Below are 17,676 nucleotides of genomic sequence, written 5' to 3'. Positions count from 1 at the left end.
GTTTTCAGTAAGTCCCGTTATAGCTTGTTTCATACTCTTCCAAGTTGACGAATGAAGTTCTACATCTTTTGTCATTCCTCGCCTCCTCCTAACATGCCGAGACTATCTAGATTTTCTACCAATTTAGAATTGGATGAAAGACCATTTATGAAATCATCTCTCAACTTAGCGTCTTGTTCAAGCCATTGCCCCATCATGTTTAAGATTTCACCATTTGCACGCCGATATAGGTCACCAACTTCATTCACTTTATTGAGCATGTCCGCATAGTGATCCATGGCTTTTGAAGCTTCCCCACCTTCATAATATTTCGTTTCAGACAAGCTCTTTAATTTTGGAGCCAAGTTGTTCTGAAAAGAAACTTCAACTGTTGTGATATAACGCATAATTGCTTGCATTTCATCCGGATTCATGACGATTTCTTTAGAACCGCCACCATCCATCGTAGCCACATCAATCAAGACCATTTTCAAAATCCTCCTCCCTAAATGGAATTTTCAACCAAGTATACAGTCTTTCAAGAAAATAATACTGACTGAATCTATATAGTTCTTCTTTCTTCACATCAAATCCGAGTAGTTCTCCATTGCACTCTACAAAGAGAAAAGAAGCTAATAGTAATTCTGCGTGTTTGGTTTGACTCATCTGCTCTAAAGGATAATATTGTACCATTAGTGCTTGTTCGGATGCTAAAGCATCCTCTATAGCGGAATTCATCTTCTTTTCCTCAGTTAGAAAAGACTTTTCGTCTTCCATAGGATTCCTTGTTACTAGGGCAAGTTTTTCCTGAAGTAAAATTAAACGACTCATGGGACTAATCTTGGCAAGTTGATATCCTTGTCCAGTATCTACTATAAGTATAGAGAAATTACTATCACGGCATTGCATAAAATAAAAATTATTCACAATGACCAATGTTGTTCCGATACAATATTCTCGTAGAGTTTCAACTATGACAAAACCTGATTCTGTTAAAGAACCATCCTCGTTAACTAATCCCTTTTTTTCAAGAGCTTCTTTGGCCATCGTCCACACCATCTCAGAAACTGTTACAATCTCATCTAGAGTGGGTAAGCCAGGCATCAATTCTCCGTCAAAGGCACCAATTAGATAATGGAGTTCGTGAATAGAAAATGTTTCTTTGTTAGACATACTTACAACCCCTTTATGGACGCAACTTCCGATGAACTGTTATAGTTATCAATTGATTTTTTCAAACTTGTTACTGCTTTTTCGTGTTCCTCCATAATAGATCTCAAATCTTTATGGTATTTATGGACAATGTCTAAATAAGATTCAAAAGCCACCTTAGTTTTGCCAGACCATTTAGCAGACTGAAGATATGTTTTTAATTGAGTGACTGTCTGGTATGAACTTGTCAATTCTTGATTAATTTCTTTTGATAATTGGATGGCTGTTTCTAAATCTTTATATTTTATTTTTAAATCTGCCATAGAACTCATCTCCAACTTTTATTTCTATTTTTACGTTCTTCAGCCTGCCGTCTCGCTTCAGCTTCTCTCTCTTTGCGCTCTTGTTCTGCTAGGCGATCATAGTATTTATATCGTTCATAGGCTGCATCAACTGCACTCGATAAATTCTTTGCATCACTAGATTGATTAGTTCGTACAGTATCAACTTTCCCTTTTACACGACCTTCGCTATCACTAAAGACATCCTCTGGAATATAACTGGTACTCATAGAAGGCCGAGAATTATTATAGCTATCAACTTTCCCTTCCATCGTTTTTAATTTAGCCTTAAAAGTTTTTAATTGACTGTTCAAATCATTATATAGGGTTCTATATTGTTCCCTTTTCTTTTCTGTCGGTGTACCAAACCATGCATCCCAAAAAGACATGACAATTAGCCTCCTCTTAAAAATTTATTAATCAAAATATACAAAAGAATACTACTATTCTATTAAATCCAAGGGGATAATATTAATCCCAAAACAGAATTATAACTATAAAAATATACTTACTTTATTGTATCATAATTCTTAGCTAATTAAAATCAAACAAAAAAGGATTTAGTCTTATAAAACATTCAACTAAATCCTTTGGTTTAATCATCTTACTATTCGACCATTCGTTTACAGGATGCACAATTCATTGTTTTACTCTTAATCTACGATTGTATAATCTTCGCTTTGCAGTAATTCTAATACTTTTTTTACAAATTGCATTGACAACAATCCTTCAATCTTAGAGCCATGAGTTTTGAAATTTTCGTCGATTTCTTGAATTTCTAATCCAGTATTTCTTTCAGCAATTTTCTCTGTAATAGGTGAATGAAAACTACATTCCCCAATTTCGTAATATAAGAAATATAGATATTTTTTTGTTCCTAGATGGTAATCAAAAAACTCGATCTCCATATCTTTGTCGTAATCATAGTAACTATTTTTCCAAAAAATATCATTAGTTTTTTCTTTCAACAATTTCTCATAGTTTTTTTCATAACTATATACTCTTTTTTTCTCTTCGCCAATGAATTGTTTATGGATCAGATTCGGGGTAAATACTTTCAAAAATTCTTCTTTTAGTTGATAGTATTTCCCCATTTCCCCTTCCGCTTTTTCAATATTACTCTCCAAATGCTGATGGAACCTTCCATTTTTGTATTCTTTAATTTTATCACGATAATTTTTAGCTCGTTTATTCACGGAATATACACATTCTGCAATAATTTCATTGGTAATTTTTTTCTCATTGATTAAATCATTATACAGCTTTGGAGTTTTCATTTCATTATCCCTTTCGACCTTTCTCTTACTATCAGATATTTAAAAAATAATTCACTTGTTTTATTGAAACGTCTAGTTATCGTTTTTTCAATAACTAGACATTTCAATTTTATTCATAATCTCTTAATTTACCTGTCTTGTACTGTTCAACCAATTCCCAGAGATTATGAGTAGTTAAATCTGGTACAAACGTATACCATTTATTGGCTACGAATAACTCCACTAACATATCAATTGCATATTTGAAATTTAAAATCTCATTCATTTCTGTAATACTATAATACAGTTTATCATGGCAACAGTGATAAATAATCAAATTCAACCTATCATCAATGAAATCAAACTCTAGTTCTTCTCCTTCACGAGATAAAGTTAGATAAAAATTATATTCATCACGGCAAAAATTAACAGTGACATCAAAATCCTCACCTGTTTCAATTTCGATATTTACAGTCTCTAAAATTTTTTTAGATAAATACTCTTTATAAACGTTCATTTTATTCTCCTTTTGTTGTTTATTGAGTTTAAAAATAAATTGAATGATACCAATGTCTGGAGGGCCAAGTTCATATACTAGGCCTGTAATAAAAAAAACATATGCTCATACATATGTAACCTCCTTTTTTTCTCTCTATATATAGTCTGCCACAAATTTCAAATTATAAAAATAAAAATTAAAAAATATGATAACGGTATTGTTTACTTCTCATTTCTTTTGTACTTATATCTCTTTCTCTCATCCCTCAGTTTTTTTGCGATTCTGATTTTTTCTGTGTGTTTAGCGTTGACAGAAACGTATGTGTAAGTCACGCTAAACACACAATACCATGTAAAACTGAATAACGTAAAATAATCTTATCCTTATTTTTTTGTTTTGTTTTTTGTGGCATACTAATATTATAGAAATAATTGATTGAGTAGAGACGTAACTATTATAGCTACGTTTTTATGTTTTAAAAGGAGGTAGCTATCGTGGAAACAGCAGGTTTTAGCTGGGTTAGGAAAGAACCAGTTTTGTATTTTATTTACTAAAAAAATATAAATGTATAGATAATAAAAGTAATGTCAACAGCAGTTTTAAAAAAAGTTTTTTGATCGAAACAAAGTAAACAATAAAAGTAGAGAAACGAAAGTAAATAACAAAAGTCTAAAAATAGAATACAAAAAACTAGCTTAACTCAGTCGCCAAATTCAGAGCATTTAAACCTGAAAAGACTAACAAGAAAAAACAACAGATCTTATCTGTTAGATGGAACTCTACATCTTATTTGAATTGAGTCAACTTGTCATGTTGTAAAATGGCTTGGTTATCTTCTTAGCCATAAATTAAGAAGCGCCCTTAGCAATGGGAAGATACTACATCAGTGAATACAAGCTTTATGTCACTGCACTACTTCAACTTGAATTAAAAAGACCTTAAGATTCTTCCTAAGATCTTCTTTAAACGTACATTATCTTCTATAGAAAGGAAAGAACTATGGCAAAGAAAAAACGTAGTCGTTCAGAACGACGAAAAGCTAAAGAGAGAGCTAAGAAACAACAAATTGATTCTCTAACTACTTTCGAAGGACGTAAACAATTCATCCAATCAAAAGGATTAACTAATCTAGTCACGCGCTTCAAGAAAGGAAAGGGGATCAAGCGAAATGAATCCAAAAAAACTGGCGAAGACATTCATTTAATTCATACCGATCGAACTCTTCATAACTACGCTGGTTCCTGGAGCAGATTCGCTTCCTTTGTTGCTACAACTGCTATTGCCGAAGATTTAGAAGTTCTTGATAAATCTAACGATATAGAAGGATGGATTGACTTAGTAAATCAATACTTAGAACATTGTAAGAAATCTGGTCTTTCTGCTCCAACCCAGTCAACCTATAAAGCAGCATTAGCAAAAGTTTTAGGCGTGTCTTCTACTGCTTTTATTGCTACAGATATTCGATATCGAGCCAACAAAAAGAATAATCGCTTAAAGTCTAATGACGATAGAATGTCTGAAGAAACGAATAATCGCTGGTTTTCAATCGTCTCTGCCACTGGGCTACGAAAAAATGAATTAATGGCTATTACTGGAGACTCCCTCTACCAACGTGAGGATGGCCAATATTATCTTAAAATAAACGGTAAAAAACATAAAACAAAAGGAGCACGAGATCGTTGGGTTCCTATTATTACACGAGACAAAGAAGAATTAGAGAGGCTTGTTGAAGAATTTAAACTAGCTGGTAAAAATCGTGTCTTTCAAGTTCCATCTGCTTTAAAACCTCATAAATATCGAGCTGAATACGCAAAACGTCTTTATCTTCTTGTCGCGCGAGATCCTAAAAACATCAAGGATAAAAGAGAAAAAATTTATCTACGAGGCGAATTAAAAGGCGTTGTCCTTGATAGGAAGGCTTGTTTAATTGTGTCGCGTGCTCTCGGACACAACCGACCTGAAGAGTTTCAAAAGTCCTATGCTTATAAGTTAATCGCACAAGCAAACTAAGTAACTTCTTTAAACATTATGATATATCTCTCATTAAAATTAAAAAATTCAACTAAATAAAAATCGTACTGAAAGTATTGATTTCTTTCTTAACATTCTTGTTCTAAACTAAAAAAATTAAAGTAGGTAAGAACCTACTTTTTTTCTTCAAAACCCTGTTAGGACGCGTTTTTTAAAGCACTCAAAACTGAGTGTTTTTTTGTTTTAAAAAAATTTTCCATTTTTTTAAAAAAAATGGGCATTTTCGAAAACATTTGTGGCATACTTTTAATACGCGAAAAAATGAATATGTAAATTGAATTACAAATGCGGTTAAAATAATTTAACTGCTTTTTTTCAATCTCTAATACTTCCTAACATAATTCGTATCAAAAATAATAGTAAAAAGGAAACGTTAAATCATGAAAAGTCAAACTAAAGTTTCTACTGAACAGATGCATTTAAATGAGAAAGAAATTCAATCTTGTTTTACTTTAATGAATTCCTTCTGGGGGTTTGATCGTATGGTTTTTAACTTAGGTGAAAATCTAATTGTTGACATTGAAAAACTGATAGAATTCAAACAAAAGAATCCTGATAAAGTTAAAAAATTTAATTACAATTCAAATCAGATAGAAGATTTAATTATCCAATCAAGGGAATTCGGAAGACTTGAAATTGGAAAAATTTATAAAAAAGAAAGCGGAGATACTGTTAATTATTGCTTACTCCAGCTGAATCATGGAGGTCTAAATTTTGAAACTCTCTCTATTTCAGCAATACGAAAGAAACTTATTAATGTTATAACAGGAATCAAACAGCAAACTGGTATTTGGATTATCCCAACTATTATTAGGGTTCTTGAAATGGAAATCGCATTTACATTTGCTACTGATTCGATTATTCATTTTCAAACAAGAAATTTATTGTTGAGGAGTCTATCTAAAACATCTCAAGTAGATAAAAGAGTTTATACAAAAAGTTCAACTCCTGAAGATCATCATATTCTTTCAAGTAAAAAAAATGAAAACTTGTTGCATGTTCTTTACGATAAAATAGCAAAAGCTGAACATAGTAGACAGATTGAATTAAACGTATCTCGTAAATACCACATCTATAGATACGAAATGACACTGAATGAAAAAAAAATTAGAAGTGAATTCAAGACTACTGACTTAGATAAACTACACAATGATCAGCTCTCTTCATTTGTGTATAGTGTGATTAAGAAAGGAATATCCAACTTGAAGATAATTGCTCAAACTTCAGTAAGAGATACCCAAAATAAGTTAAAAGAATTGTACGTAGAAAAAGGTAAAGATGGATATATAAAAACATTTTTTGAAACTCAACTAAATCATGCTATGGATTACTTATATCCCTTAACATTGGATGAATCTATTTTCTTGTTTATTGATGTGTCTGAATTTGTAAATCCAAAAAACTCTGCAAGAACTAAGAATAATCTTATTAAAGAAAGTAGAGGGAATGACTTAAAAAATGAAAGTTATTTTCTTTCTATTATGATTACATGGCAAGTACTATATCTCTTTTGCTTAATGCTAAATACTCTATATCTTGTTACTTTCCTTGATTTTGGTTGCTACAAAGATAACCAAAATAATGAACTCCTTTCTTTTAAAATCCCTAGTTTTACAAATGAAGAAAAAAATCCATTTTTTAATGAAATTATTCGAAATAAGGATAAAGACATAGGTTCATTCCTGGATTCTTTTTTTAATAGAATTTGGAAAAATATTTATACCATTTTAATATAAATTCTGATTAAAAAATTGAAAAAGTATTAATACAGCAACGTTTTCCTGTTTTTTAAGTCTTCAACCCTTGAAGACTTAAAAAACAAAATACAAACTAATAAAATTTAAATCTAATAGAAAGAAATAAACGGAACTATTTATGAATTTATTTATTCCAGACGAAGTGATTCGGCATTTTCAATTACTAATATCAGATACTGTTAAGAAAGAACTGGATAAATTTTTGGATATTAATGAAAATACCAACCAATTTTTAAATAAAAAGCAGACTTGTGAATATTTGAATATATCCAACAATACTTTAGACAACTGGATTAAGCAAGGCTTACCTTGCATTAAGGTTGGAAAAACTGTTCGCTTTAGCAAAACAGAAATCAATCGCTGGTTACAAAAGCAGTAGAAATTCTATGGTCATTTGTTATAATGTAACCATGGTATTTTCTAGCTCAATTCAAAAGGAGAATACTATGTCTATTACAAAAACTAAAAACGGAACCTATCGCTTACGTGTCTATATTCCTGAGGAAGTGAAGTCTTCACTAGGAATTGATAAGAAAGTGATTGAAAAACGGTTCAAAACAAGGATTGAAGCAAAAAGATACGAACTAGAACTTCAAAATAAGTTTGATAAAATTCCTAGTGGAGGATCTGCTTCATTGGAGAATAGCGGTTCTATCCTCTTTTCAGATTTCTATCAAAACGTTTGGTGGGAATCCTACAAAGCAGGTCAGACAACTTCTACTGCTAAACCACCTTCTCAAGCAACTATAGTTGGAACAGAAATTGCTTTTAGAAAACACATCTTACCCTTACTTGGGAATTATTCAATAGAGTTTCTTAACCAAAATAAACAAGTTGTACTAAATTTATTGACTCAAAAGGCTGAAGAATATGCAAATTTCAAAGTTATCAGGAGCTACGTTAACTCTATCTTTGATTGGGCAGAAGAATTAGAGTATATCGAAACTAATCGCCTATCAAAAACGATAAGCCGTATCAAAGACACCAAGAAAATCAAGCTACAGGAATCTAAAAAAGATGAAGATTTATATCTATCTCAAGAAGAACTTCAAGCATGGTTTACAGCTTTTGAAAAAGATTTAGAGACTGAAAAAATTCTATTCAAAGACTATGTTTTGTTCTATACTACCTTCTTTTTGGGAGATAGAAAATCAGAGAGCTACGCTTTGCAATGGAAGCATATTAATACAAAGGAACAGGAAATTCAATTAGTACAAGCTTTAGATAAATACAAAAATCCAAAGTCTACCAAAGGAAATAAGAAGACAACTTTTCGAATTCCTAGTGAGTTAACTGACTTGCTTCAGGAATGGAAAAAACAACAAAAAATTGAACTGGCTAAATTCAATATTATCCAAACTCCTGATCAGTATGTATTTACGTATATTGATACAAAGGGGAATGTAAACAGTTGTCTCCATTCTGATTATCTTAACAACAAGATGAAATCTGTTAAGCGTCGTCATCCAGATCTTGCACATGCAACCCCTCATAAATTACGACATACAGGAGCCACACTCGCTAAACAGGCTGGAACCTCTATGGAAGCTATTTCTGAAGCACTCACTCATAGTGATACGATTACAACTAAGACTTATGTCAACACTTCAAATGTAATCCCAATGGCTGTTGGGGAAATTGCCTTTCGAAATCTAAAAAAATAATGGTGTGAATTTGGTGTGAAAAGTGGTGTGAATTTTGCTAAAAATCATCAAAAAAACACCCCATGGTGTGAACCATGAAGTGTTTCGAAACGTTGATATAATCGTATTGATTAACGTTTTGAGAATTGTGATGCTTTACGAGCTTTCTTAAGACCTGGTTTCTTACGCTCAACTTTACGTGAGTCACGTGTAAGAAGTCCTGCGCGTTTCAATGAATCGCGGAAGTCTGGGTCTACTTGAAGAAGGGCACGAGCGATACCGTGACGGATAGCTCCTGCTTGACCAGCGTAACCACCACCTACAACGTTAACGAAAACGTCGTATGAACCTACAGTTGAAGTAACTGCGAATGGTTGGTTGATTACAAGACGAAGGTCAGCGTGTGGGATGTACTCTTCGACATCTTTTTTGTTAACAGTGATTTTACCAGTTCCTGGAACAAGGCGAACGCGTGCAACAGCGTTTTTACGACGTCCAGTACCTGCATATTGTGCTTGTGACATACTTTATTGTTCCTTTCCTTAGATAAGTCCTGAAATATCAAGAACTTCTGGTTGTTGTGCAGCGTGAGTGTGCTCAGCTCCAACGAATACTTTCAATTTCATACCTTGAGCGCGTCCAAGAGTATTGTGTGGAAGCATACCTTTAACTGATTTCTCGATCAAACGTACTGCGTTTTTAGAACGAAGTTCACCAGCAGAGATTTGTTTCAATCCACCTGGGTGGTTTGAGTGAGTGTAGTAGATCTTATCAGTTGCTTTTTTACCAGTCAATTTAACTTTTTCAGCATTGATAACGATTACGAAGTCACCTGTATCAGTGTGTGGTGTGAATGTTGGTTTGTTTTTTCCGCGAAGTACGCTAGCAACAACTGCTGAAAGGCGTCCAAGAGGTACATCAGTTGCGTCAACAACGTACCATTTGCGTTCTACTTGGCCTGGTTTAGCCATGAATGTAGTTTTGTTCATGATTTCTCCTATATGAATGTCGTTTTTGTTTACAGGGCGGATGTTCCGGTCCGCAGGGTATTTGAAAGGTTCCGGGGCCTTACAAATGGGGTAAACAATACCGCCTACTATTGTATCAAAATTCTCAGATAAAAGTCAAGCGGTTGGGAAAATATTTTTTATTTCTGCCAGATTTTCAATCTTCTTTCTGCCTTCTCCTGAGTGATGACTTGAAAACCTTTAGAGAAGAGGAAAATAGCACAAGTCAAAAATAGAGTGACAATGATATAATTAACCACAAGACCATGGTCTCCCACCAATGGTGGTTTTGTCATAAAACCGTAATCTCCACCCGTCAATAAATTGACTATAAAAATCAAACCATTAAGTAAAGAGGTCAGTATAAGAATACCTTTGAAATCCAAGAGACGAGCATCGTAGTTGTTTAAAAGATAAATCAAGGAATTTCCAAGAAGGGCTAGATGTCCGAAAATAAAGGACAAAATAACGATGTGTGGGAAAGAGTAAGCGTCTGGTATTGGATAAACAAAGGCTGCAATCGTCCCGAAGGTTCCAAGCAAAGCAAAATATTGTTTGGTTTTTGAAACACCTGGCAGTAGTAGAACTACAAACATGGCTAATCGACAATGATAAAAAGGCAAGCTTTCTGACAGTGGGAACTGATTGATCCAATACCAGCTGTAAAGCGAGATTAACTGTATTGCCTGTATAATCTGGAAGAATCGTTGACAAACCTTATTATCACGATAGCGATAAGCAAGATAAATTGTCAAAAACAGTAAGGCAAATGTGCTTGCGTACCAAGTAAATCCAAATTGGGGTGGCTCCGTAGCCTGAGTGGTAAATAAAGCATCCCAAACATTCATATAATTTTCCTCATTTTCATATAAGCCATTCTCTTACTTATCTCTATAGATCATAGCTTACATTTATTTCTAATATTTTTGTGTTCCAAAGAAGCTAGTGGCCTTAAGATAAAACAAAGCTTCTAATCAACATATTGTTTCCGCTCACCCTGATAAACCTGCCATAGAATATCCATTTGTTCCTTAGTTATTCTTTTTTCAGATAAGGGAGGGAGAGCCGAAATGTCGAAAAATCCTAATTCAGCAACTTCTTGATTTTCTTGAAAGTCCCCATCCAATAGTCGACAATCAAATACAAACTTGGCATACTGCTTACTCTGCATTTGAAAGCGATTGGTATCAAAAATAGCCAATAAAGAGCCTACTTCTGCAAAAAAGCCTGTTTCTTCCTGAACTTCTTTTCGGATATTTTCCTTAGGGGAATAGCCTACTTCACCAAAGCCACCAGGTAATGCCCAAGTATCCTCTCCTTGTCCTCTAACCAAACAAATCTTCTGGTCTTGAACAATCCAAGCCCTTACATCCATCAAGGGAGTTGCATAGCTAGCTGTTGGTTTTAAGATCGCAGTCAGTTCCTCTTGATTAAGATCCGTAGTCTCCTGCAATACGTTCGATAAAATCTGACGTAAATCCTCATAACGTTCACGGTCAAAAGTGTCCTTTGTATAGGTCAAACCAGTATCAGTGATGGCCAACATTCTCTGTATAGCCTTGGCAAAATCAGTTGTGCTCATTTTCTAGACTTTCTACTAGCTTGGCTAGATTCATAGAATTCGAACCTTTAAGCAAAATCTGGTCATGTGCTCCAAGGCTTTCCTTAACCTGCTTGACCATGGCTTCAAACTGGTCTTCCTCAGCTGTTTTCTTGAAGTAGTAAACATGGCCGATGGGGAACATTTGACTGGCTAATTGAGCTAGGTCAGCGATATCTTCACCGTAGAAAATAACGGTATCAAGGGCATCTGAAGAAAGGCTCAAAATCATTTGATTATGGAGTTGAACAGACTGGTCTCCAAGTTCTTTCATATCCGCTAGAACTGCAAGTTTCTTGCCACCTTCATTAGCTGGGATAGCAGAGAAAGTTTCTAAAATCAACTTCATGGCTGTTGGATTGGCATTGTAGACATCTGACAAGATATCTGCACCGTTGGCAGCTTTTTTCCACTCGGTACGATTGCGGGTCAATTCAAGATTTTGGAAGGCTTGACCAATCTGCTCCTCAGTCACTCCTTCTTGCAAAGCAACATAAGATGCAATCATAGCATTAGTTGCATTGTACTTACCAGTTACTGGTAAATCAAGGGATTTCTCCAAGAAATTAGCCTTTAAAGTCAAGCTATCCTTACGCTCAGTTAATTCTGTAATTTCGAGTTCTGCACCTGGTCCAAAACGAACCACTTTTTGCTCAGTAGGTAGATAATCCTCTACAATGGGATCAGCTGGCGCTAAAAGTAAGCTACCTTTCTCCATACCATCAGCAATCTGTAATTTACCTTTGGCAATCTCAGAACGATCTTTGAAGAAGGCCAAATGTGCCTCTCCGACCAGAGTCACAATAGCTGTTTTCGGATGAGCCAGTTCAGACAAGAGATGAATATCTCCCAAGTGATCCTGTCCCATTTCCAAGACTAACTTCTCAGTGTCTTCCGGCATATGGAGAACTGTATAAGGTAATCCAATCTCGTTATTGTAATTTCCTTGCGTTTTGTAGGTTTTATAGCTTGTAGAAAGCAAATGAGCCAACATATCCTTGGTCGTTGTCTTCCCATTTGAACCTGTAACAGCAAAGACATCTACTCCTGTCTTTTGAAGGTAATAGGCTGCAAGAGCTTGAAAGGCTGTCAAAACATCCTCTACTAAAATGTAAGGATGATCTGCCACTTCCTGCTCTGACAAGGTTACAGCAGCGCCGTTTTCAAAAGCCGTCTCGATAAAGTCATGACCATCACGCGCCCCCTTGAGTGGCACAAATAGATCACCAGGTCCAATCAAACGACTATCAAACTCTGCCTTGACTAGAGGGCTGTCCGCATAGCCTGTCACATCATTTTTTGCACCGACAACACGCGCAACTTCGTGAATCGTAAGTTTCATGTTTACTCCTTTAAAAAGGGGCAGGGAGTCTTGCCCCGCCCTTATAGCTATCTTTACAATAGGTGCGCTTCACGCTTGTTAAAGCTTTCTTTAGCAAGCTCAACCAATCGCTCGATTAGTTCTGGATAGCTAATCCCCATATTGTCCCAGAGCAATGGATACATAGACCACTGGGTAAATCCTGGCATGGTGTTGAGCTCATTTAGGAAAACTTCTCCCTTATCTGTATAGAAGAAATCACAACGTGAGAGACCAAGCCCGCCAATAGCACGGAAGGCAGCTTCTGCATTTTTACGCATGACTGCTACTACATCATCACTAATCTTAGCTGGAATATCCATCGTAATCTTGTTATCAATGTATTTTGCTTCGTAGTCATAGAAGGCTACGTCCTTGACAACTTCACCAGGCAGAGTGCTCTTGACATCATAGTTTCCTAAGAGTCCAACTTCGATTTCACGCGCATTGACGCCTTGCTCTACCAAGACACGGCTATCATATTTAAAGGCGAGTTCGAGAGCTTGATGGAGTTCCTCTTTATTTTCAGACTTAGAAATACCAACACTAGAACCCATATTAGATGGTTTGGTAAAGACTGGATACCTTAATTTTTCTTCAACTTCTGCAATCTTAGAAGCCAAGTCGTCCCCTTCAACAATGGCTACGTAAGGGACTTGGGCAATCCCAGCAGATTCCAAGACACGCTTAGTCGTGATTTTGTCCATAGCAAGGCTTGAAGACAAGATGTTGCAACCGACATAAGGCATTTTCAAGACTTCTAGGAAACCTTGAACGGAACCGTCTTCTCCCATAGGTCCATGAAGAACTGGAAAAACAACTGCGCCTTCTTCGTAGATGGCACTTGGAGCAATTTTCTTGTCCCAATCAATCGTTTCATTGGTCATGAGACGTTCATCTTGGCTAGGAGTTTGGGTAAATTCTTGGGTTTTGATGAAATCACCAGACTGGCTGATAAAGAAAGTTTTGACTGCAAAACGGTCATAGTTAACCGCACGCATGACACTCTCAGCTGACAATACAGACACTTCACGCTCTGCACTGCGTCCACCATATAATAGAATAATTGTTTGTTTCATATGATTGTCCTATTTCTACTAGAATACTCGCTTTTTAGTATATCACATTTGTTTATTTTTTTAAACTTGAATAGCACAAAAGAGACTGGATTAAAAATAAATCCAGTCTCTTGATTTCTTATATATCGTATCTACTAGCTAATTGCCTGTTCTATATCCTTACAGACTAAAGTTCTGTACGATTTTCAATAGCTCTTAGGAGCGTTACTTCGTCCGCATATTCGATATCAGCTCCGACTGCTAGACCTCTTGCTAGACGAGTGACTTTAATCCCTGCAGGTTTGAGTAACCGAGAGATATACATGGAGGTCGCCTCACCATCTGCTGTTGCATTGGTGGCTACGATGACCTCAGAAACTTCACTATCCATGAGGCGAGTCATGAGACTTTTCAGGTTGATGTCATCTGGGCTAATCCCATTCATAGGGGAAATCAAACCGTGTAAAACATGGTAAAGTCCGTGGTATTCTTGGATGTTTTCCATAGCTGCGACATCGCGGCTATCCTCCAGAACCAGAATCGTAGACTGGTCACGGCTAGGATCGGTACAGATAGAACAAGGGTCATCATCTGTCAAACGACCACAAATAGAGCAATAGGTCAATTCTCGCTTGGCTGCAAGGAGATTTTTTGCAAATTCATTGACGTCGTCATCCGACATCCCAATGGTATAAAAGGCCAGTCGGGTTGCTGTCTTAATCCCGATACCCGGAAGTTTAGAATAACTGTCAATCAGCTTAGCTATAGGTGTTGGGTAAAGCATGGCTTCCTTTCTAGTTCATTGGGTGGTGTTGGTTGTATAGATTGATAATGTCGCGAGCAATCGAAGGACCGACACCATTAGTTAGATTCGTATTATGCGGGAAAACTACCGCAACCGCAATCTGCGGATTATCGGTTGGCGCATAGGCAACAGCGTTGGTATTGTTGGCTTTTTGTCCGCCATTGACGTAACTTTCGGCTGTACCGGTTTTCCCACTGATAGAGACTGCTGCCCCATTTGAAAAGGCACGACCTGTCGTAAGAGCACTTGTCCCGTGCGATACTTGGTAAAAGCCTTGTTGCAGGATAGACATGTCAGACTCAGAAATATTAATCTTATTCATTTCTGTGCTGTCCGTTTGCTTAATGAGTTCTCCTAGACCACCTTGTTCGTTGTTGTCGTAGACTCCTTCCACGATATGAGGAGCTAAGCGGACACCATTATTGGCAATCGTTGCTACATACTGAGCCAACTGCATCGGCGTGTAGTTATCGAACTGTCCAAAAGCATTATTTAGATAATTAGCCAAATCAAAGTCTTTAGGGATAAAGCCTGTTGACTCATCTGGCAGGTCAATCCCTGTAGACACGCCCAAACCATATTCACCAAAGGTTGAGCGAAGTTTTCCCATGGCAGACTCAAGTTGGTTGGTTTTGACTGTCATCTCTGGTTGATAGGTCTGACCCATCATTCCTAACGCAGTTTGAACCATGTAGGCATTAGATGAATATTCTAGAGCCTCAACTGCTGTAATCGGGAAAGAACCATAATAATAAGGGGTATACCAGGAATTGATAGGCGCAGAACCTTGGAAGACGATTGGTTGATCTGTCAAGGTTTGATTTCCTGACAAGACCCCATTTTCCCAACCTGAACTGATGGTAGCTGCCTTAACGACAGATCCTGGAACAAAGACATTGGTGACAGTTCCGAGTGAGTCCGTGGTCAGTTCTCCAGTCTCTACATTGTGCTTCATTCCTGACATGGCTAATACAGCACCTGTCTTAGGATTGAGGGCTACTGCATAAACACCTTCTGAATATCTAGCTCCACCATTTGCAAGTTCTGAGTTGAAATAACTCTTCAAGAGACTGTCTACGCTATCTTGGAAGGCCAAATCAATGGTCAATTTGATATTTTTACCCTTGCTTCCTTCTTCGATATTTTCTACACTCTCCATGTCTCCATGCTTGTCCAAATGGATTTCCTTGACGGTACGTTTTCCTTGCAAGACTTCTTCGTATTGCTTTTCAAGATAGGAAGTCCCAACACGGTCATTGAGCGAATATCCTTTTTTCAAATAAGCATCCACTTCTTCTGCTGGAAGACCAGATTTTTCACTCGAAACACTTCCAACTATAGATGAAAGAGAAGTTTCTAAGACTTTTCGGTCCCATGAAGTAGAGATGGAAATACCTGGCAATTCCTTAGATGCAGAAGCAATCACAGCTACCTGTGTATCGCTCAAAGGATCCGTTTGAATATTTCCTGTCGCAAAATTTTCTACTGCATTGAGCTGACTAAAGATATAGATTGCCTTCCTTTCATCCTCTGAGTAGTCTAATTGACTGGAAGTAATACTCTCAGCAGCGTTGTTATAGAGTTCAGATTCGGAAAGTTGATTGCCATCTGAATCATATCGTTTATCTTTTGGAAGAGCTTCAACTGTCTTCTTATAAACTTCAGCATCAGCCAAGTAGTAATCAGCCATTTGACGGTCCGTCAACTCTGGAGAGGTGACTGTGACATAGGTCAACAATTTTTTAGAAATATTCTTCAAATCAGCCGCAGTCATCTTGTTGCTTCGTGTAAAGGAAACAACTTGTTTAACAGTGTTTTGGACTAAAGGTTTTCCTGTTGCATCATAAATTTCTCCACGAGCGGAACCCATGGTTACTCGAGTTTGGCTAGCAGAAGCGAGTTTGTTTTCATAAAAATCCTTATGAAGAACTTGCATATAAAGCAAACGACCAATAATTGCTAAAAAGAGCAAAATGACGATTGCAAATAACAAATTAAGCCGTGTCGGTATCGAGTGGCTATTGAATTTTCTCATACACATCAATCTCATTTCTAATCAAAATCACACTCTTCATTGTACCATAATTTGGGTAGAAAATTATGGAAAAAGAAAAGACTTTTCCTTTTTGGTCCAAAAAGTATTTTCTATGATATAATGGAGGTAAGCGCTATTTTATTTGTTAGATTTGCCAAAGTATTTTTGGCAAATAGCTATAAAAGGAGTTCCATGAATAAGCAAGATATCTCTACGATTATCGACCTTCACTTTGAAGAGATGACCGATTTAGAGCAAGAAATTGCCCGCTATTTTCTGCAGGCAGATACCATAAATGATGACTTATCCTCTCAACAAGTCACGCAAAAACTTCATATTTCCCAGGCAGCGCTCACTCGTTTTGCCAAGAAGTGTGGTTTTAAGGGCTATCGAGAATTCATCTTCAAATATCAGCAACAAAAAGACACTCTTTCTGCTCCTCAACAGGATATGAATCCTTTGACTCAACGAGTTCTCAGAAGTTATGCAAATGTGCGAGAAATTTCTCAAGGATTGATTGACGATGAGCAGTTGGAACGTGTAGCTCAGATGATTGAGCAATCCGAACGCGTGTATTTTTTCGGAACTGGGAGTTCCGGTCTAGTCGCACGTGAGATGAAGCTACGTTTTATGAGATTGGGTGTCGTCTGTGAAGCCTTAACAGATCCAGACGGTTTTGCCTGGACGACTAGTATCATTGATGAAAAATGTTTGGTCTTTGGTTTTTCCCTTTCAGGAACAACACCGTCCATCATCGATAGTTTATTAGATGCCCAGGATATGGGAGCTAAGACAGTTCTATTTACAAGTTCACCGAATAAGGATACTCAAGCATTTACAGAAACAGTATTAGTCGCAAGCCAAAGCCAGGCCTCTTATATCCAACGAATCTCTGCTCAGATTCCAATGCTGATTATCATTGATTTACTCTACGCTTATTTCCTAGAGATTGATCGCGAAAGTAAAGAAAAAATCTTTAATAGCTACTGGGAAAATAATCGATTAAATGGTTATCGCAGAAACACACGAAATAGAAAACCCTGAAATTGAAAACCATTCAGGGTTTTCTGTTTAAAATATTTTTCCCCACAAAAAGGAGTCCACTATGGGACTCCCTTTTTTAGTGTTTTAAAACACTTTCTTTGATTTAGTC

General features: G+C 36.4%; 19 protein-coding genes. 5 read left to right on the top strand and 14 right to left on the bottom strand.

Going from position 1 to position 17,676, the window contains the following annotated elements:
• Positions 1-71: 71 nt before the first annotated feature.
• From HMPREF9423_RS11210 to HMPREF9423_RS11185, 6 genes are all read right to left on the bottom strand, one after another.
• Entirely contained in the window at positions 72-467 is a 396-nt protein-coding gene (locus HMPREF9423_RS11210) for a hypothetical protein (protein ID WP_006149448.1), read from the bottom strand.
• Positions 454-1,152: a DUF5081 family protein gene (locus HMPREF9423_RS11205; RefSeq protein ID WP_006149447.1), complete on the bottom strand. Its 699-nt coding sequence runs from the start codon at positions 1,150-1,152 to the stop codon at positions 454-456. The genes HMPREF9423_RS11210 and HMPREF9423_RS11205 overlap by 14 nt, the downstream gene beginning before the upstream one ends.
• A gap of 2 nt (positions 1,153-1,154) precedes the next feature.
• Positions 1,155-1,454: a WXG100 family type VII secretion target gene (locus tag HMPREF9423_RS11200; protein WP_006155532.1), complete on the bottom strand. Its 300-nt coding sequence runs from the start codon at positions 1,452-1,454 to the stop codon at positions 1,155-1,157.
• Positions 1,455-1,459: 5 nt separating this feature from the next.
• A complete protein-coding gene (locus HMPREF9423_RS11195; RefSeq protein WP_006149445.1) occupies positions 1,460-1,861 on the bottom strand; it encodes a hypothetical protein in 402 nt (133 codons plus the stop codon).
• A gap of 264 nt (positions 1,862-2,125) precedes the next feature.
• Positions 2,126-2,749 carry a hypothetical protein gene (locus HMPREF9423_RS11190; protein WP_006149444.1) on the bottom strand — a complete coding sequence of 208 codons (624 nt, stop codon included), beginning with the start codon at positions 2,747-2,749 and terminating at the stop codon, positions 2,126-2,128.
• Positions 2,750-2,858: 109 nt separating this feature from the next.
• Positions 2,859-3,245, bottom strand: coding sequence for a hypothetical protein (locus HMPREF9423_RS11185; RefSeq protein ID WP_006149443.1), 387 nt, complete (start codon positions 3,243-3,245; stop codon positions 2,859-2,861).
• Between the two features lie 981 nt (positions 3,246-4,226).
• Here HMPREF9423_RS11185 and HMPREF9423_RS11180 point away from each other — a divergent pair.
• From HMPREF9423_RS11180 to HMPREF9423_RS12465, 4 genes are all read left to right on the top strand, one after another.
• The gene (locus tag HMPREF9423_RS11180; RefSeq protein WP_006149442.1) at positions 4,227-5,237 is read left to right on the top strand and encodes a site-specific integrase; all 1,011 of its coding nucleotides are present in this window, start codon (positions 4,227-4,229) and stop codon (positions 5,235-5,237) included.
• 401 nt (positions 5,238-5,638) lie between these two features.
• Positions 5,639-6,994 carry a hypothetical protein gene (locus HMPREF9423_RS11175; RefSeq protein ID WP_006149441.1) on the top strand — a complete coding sequence of 452 codons (1,356 nt, stop codon included), beginning with the start codon at positions 5,639-5,641 and terminating at the stop codon, positions 6,992-6,994.
• A gap of 139 nt (positions 6,995-7,133) precedes the next feature.
• Positions 7,134-7,394 (top strand): helix-turn-helix domain-containing protein, encoded by a 261-nt coding sequence (locus tag HMPREF9423_RS11170; protein ID WP_006149439.1) that lies wholly within the window; start codon positions 7,134-7,136, stop codon positions 7,392-7,394.
• A gap of 67 nt (positions 7,395-7,461) precedes the next feature.
• A complete protein-coding gene (locus HMPREF9423_RS12465; RefSeq protein ID WP_006155533.1) occupies positions 7,462-8,679 on the top strand; it encodes a tyrosine-type recombinase/integrase in 1,218 nt (405 codons plus the stop codon).
• Positions 8,680-8,789: 110 nt separating this feature from the next.
• On the opposite strand, the gene rpsI is transcribed toward HMPREF9423_RS12465, so the two are convergent.
• The 8 genes from rpsI to pbp2b form a co-directional block, all read right to left on the bottom strand.
• Positions 8,790-9,182, bottom strand: a complete 393-nt coding sequence (gene rpsI, locus HMPREF9423_RS11160) for a 30S ribosomal protein S9 (protein ID WP_000075969.1) — start codon at positions 9,180-9,182, stop codon at positions 8,790-8,792.
• A gap of 18 nt (positions 9,183-9,200) precedes the next feature.
• Complete coding sequence (rplM, locus tag HMPREF9423_RS11155) at positions 9,201-9,647, bottom strand: 50S ribosomal protein L13 (RefSeq protein WP_001044624.1); 447 nt, start codon at positions 9,645-9,647, stop codon at positions 9,201-9,203.
• 158 nt (positions 9,648-9,805) lie between these two features.
• Positions 9,806-10,513 carry a YwaF family protein gene (locus tag HMPREF9423_RS11150; protein WP_006149437.1) on the bottom strand — a complete coding sequence of 236 codons (708 nt, stop codon included), beginning with the start codon at positions 10,511-10,513 and terminating at the stop codon, positions 9,806-9,808.
• A gap of 122 nt (positions 10,514-10,635) precedes the next feature.
• The gene (locus HMPREF9423_RS11145) at positions 10,636-11,247 is read right to left on the bottom strand and encodes an NUDIX hydrolase (protein ID WP_006149436.1); all 612 of its coding nucleotides are present in this window, start codon (positions 11,245-11,247) and stop codon (positions 10,636-10,638) included.
• The gene (locus HMPREF9423_RS11140) at positions 11,234-12,607 is read right to left on the bottom strand and encodes a UDP-N-acetylmuramoyl-tripeptide--D-alanyl-D-alanine ligase (RefSeq protein WP_006149435.1); all 1,374 of its coding nucleotides are present in this window, start codon (positions 12,605-12,607) and stop codon (positions 11,234-11,236) included. The genes HMPREF9423_RS11145 and HMPREF9423_RS11140 overlap by 14 nt, the downstream gene beginning before the upstream one ends.
• A 53-nt stretch (positions 12,608-12,660) precedes the next feature.
• Complete coding sequence (locus tag HMPREF9423_RS11135; RefSeq protein ID WP_006149434.1) at positions 12,661-13,704, bottom strand: D-alanine--D-alanine ligase; 1,044 nt, start codon at positions 13,702-13,704, stop codon at positions 12,661-12,663.
• A gap of 166 nt (positions 13,705-13,870) precedes the next feature.
• Entirely contained in the window at positions 13,871-14,467 is a 597-nt protein-coding gene (gene recR / locus HMPREF9423_RS11130) for a recombination mediator RecR (protein ID WP_000966747.1), read from the bottom strand.
• A 10-nt stretch (positions 14,468-14,477) separates the two neighbouring features.
• Complete coding sequence (pbp2b, locus tag HMPREF9423_RS11125) at positions 14,478-16,523, bottom strand: penicillin-binding protein PBP2B (protein WP_025170223.1); 2,046 nt, start codon at positions 16,521-16,523, stop codon at positions 14,478-14,480.
• 192 nt (positions 16,524-16,715) lie between these two features.
• On the opposite strand from pbp2b, the gene HMPREF9423_RS11120 reads away from it, so the two are divergent.
• Positions 16,716-17,567, top strand: coding sequence for a MurR/RpiR family transcriptional regulator (locus HMPREF9423_RS11120; RefSeq protein WP_006155745.1), 852 nt, complete (start codon positions 16,716-16,718; stop codon positions 17,565-17,567).
• Positions 17,568-17,676 lie beyond the last annotated feature (109 nt).

Origin of the sequence: Streptococcus infantis ATCC 700779 (assembly GCF_000187465.1) — a bacterium.
GTDB classification, from domain to species: domain Bacteria; phylum Bacillota; class Bacilli; order Lactobacillales; family Streptococcaceae; genus Streptococcus; species Streptococcus infantis.
This window is presented reverse-complemented; position numbering and strand designations above follow the sequence as displayed.

Coding starts and splice junctions, on each gene's coding strand:
- HMPREF9423_RS11145 (WP_006149436.1), bottom strand. CDS start 11,247: ATGAGCACAACTGATTTTGCCAAGGCTATACAGAGAATGTTGGCCATC.
- HMPREF9423_RS11185 (WP_006149443.1), bottom strand. CDS start 3,245: ATGAACGTTTATAAAGAGTATTTATCTAAAAAAATTTTAGAGACTGTA.
- recR (WP_000966747.1), bottom strand. CDS start 14,467: ATGCTTTACCCAACACCTATAGCTAAGCTGATTGACAGTTATTCTAAA.
- HMPREF9423_RS12465 (WP_006155533.1), top strand. CDS start 7,462: ATGTCTATTACAAAAACTAAAAACGGAACCTATCGCTTACGTGTCTAT.
- HMPREF9423_RS11150 (WP_006149437.1), bottom strand. CDS start 10,513: ATGAATGTTTGGGATGCTTTATTTACCACTCAGGCTACGGAGCCACCC.
- rpsI (WP_000075969.1), bottom strand. CDS start 9,182: ATGTCACAAGCACAATATGCAGGTACTGGACGTCGTAAAAACGCTGTT.
- HMPREF9423_RS11195 (WP_006149445.1), bottom strand. CDS start 1,861: ATGTCTTTTTGGGATGCATGGTTTGGTACACCGACAGAAAAGAAAAGG.
- pbp2b (WP_025170223.1), bottom strand. CDS start 16,523: ATGAGAAAATTCAATAGCCACTCGATACCGACACGGCTTAATTTGTTA.
- HMPREF9423_RS11205 (WP_006149447.1), bottom strand. CDS start 1,152: ATGTCTAACAAAGAAACATTTTCTATTCACGAACTCCATTATCTAATT.
- HMPREF9423_RS11210 (WP_006149448.1), bottom strand. CDS start 467: ATGGTCTTGATTGATGTGGCTACGATGGATGGTGGCGGTTCTAAAGAA.
- HMPREF9423_RS11170 (WP_006149439.1), top strand. CDS start 7,134: ATGAATTTATTTATTCCAGACGAAGTGATTCGGCATTTTCAATTACTA.
- HMPREF9423_RS11140 (WP_006149435.1), bottom strand. CDS start 12,607: ATGAAACTTACGATTCACGAAGTTGCGCGTGTTGTCGGTGCAAAAAAT.
- HMPREF9423_RS11120 (WP_006155745.1), top strand. CDS start 16,716: ATGAATAAGCAAGATATCTCTACGATTATCGACCTTCACTTTGAAGAG.
- HMPREF9423_RS11135 (WP_006149434.1), bottom strand. CDS start 13,704: ATGAAACAAACAATTATTCTATTATATGGTGGACGCAGTGCAGAGCGT.
- HMPREF9423_RS11180 (WP_006149442.1), top strand. CDS start 4,227: ATGGCAAAGAAAAAACGTAGTCGTTCAGAACGACGAAAAGCTAAAGAG.
- HMPREF9423_RS11200 (WP_006155532.1), bottom strand. CDS start 1,454: ATGGCAGATTTAAAAATAAAATATAAAGATTTAGAAACAGCCATCCAA.
- rplM (WP_001044624.1), bottom strand. CDS start 9,647: ATGAACAAAACTACATTCATGGCTAAACCAGGCCAAGTAGAACGCAAA.
- HMPREF9423_RS11190 (WP_006149444.1), bottom strand. CDS start 2,749: ATGAAAACTCCAAAGCTGTATAATGATTTAATCAATGAGAAAAAAATT.
- HMPREF9423_RS11175 (WP_006149441.1), top strand. CDS start 5,639: ATGAAAAGTCAAACTAAAGTTTCTACTGAACAGATGCATTTAAATGAG.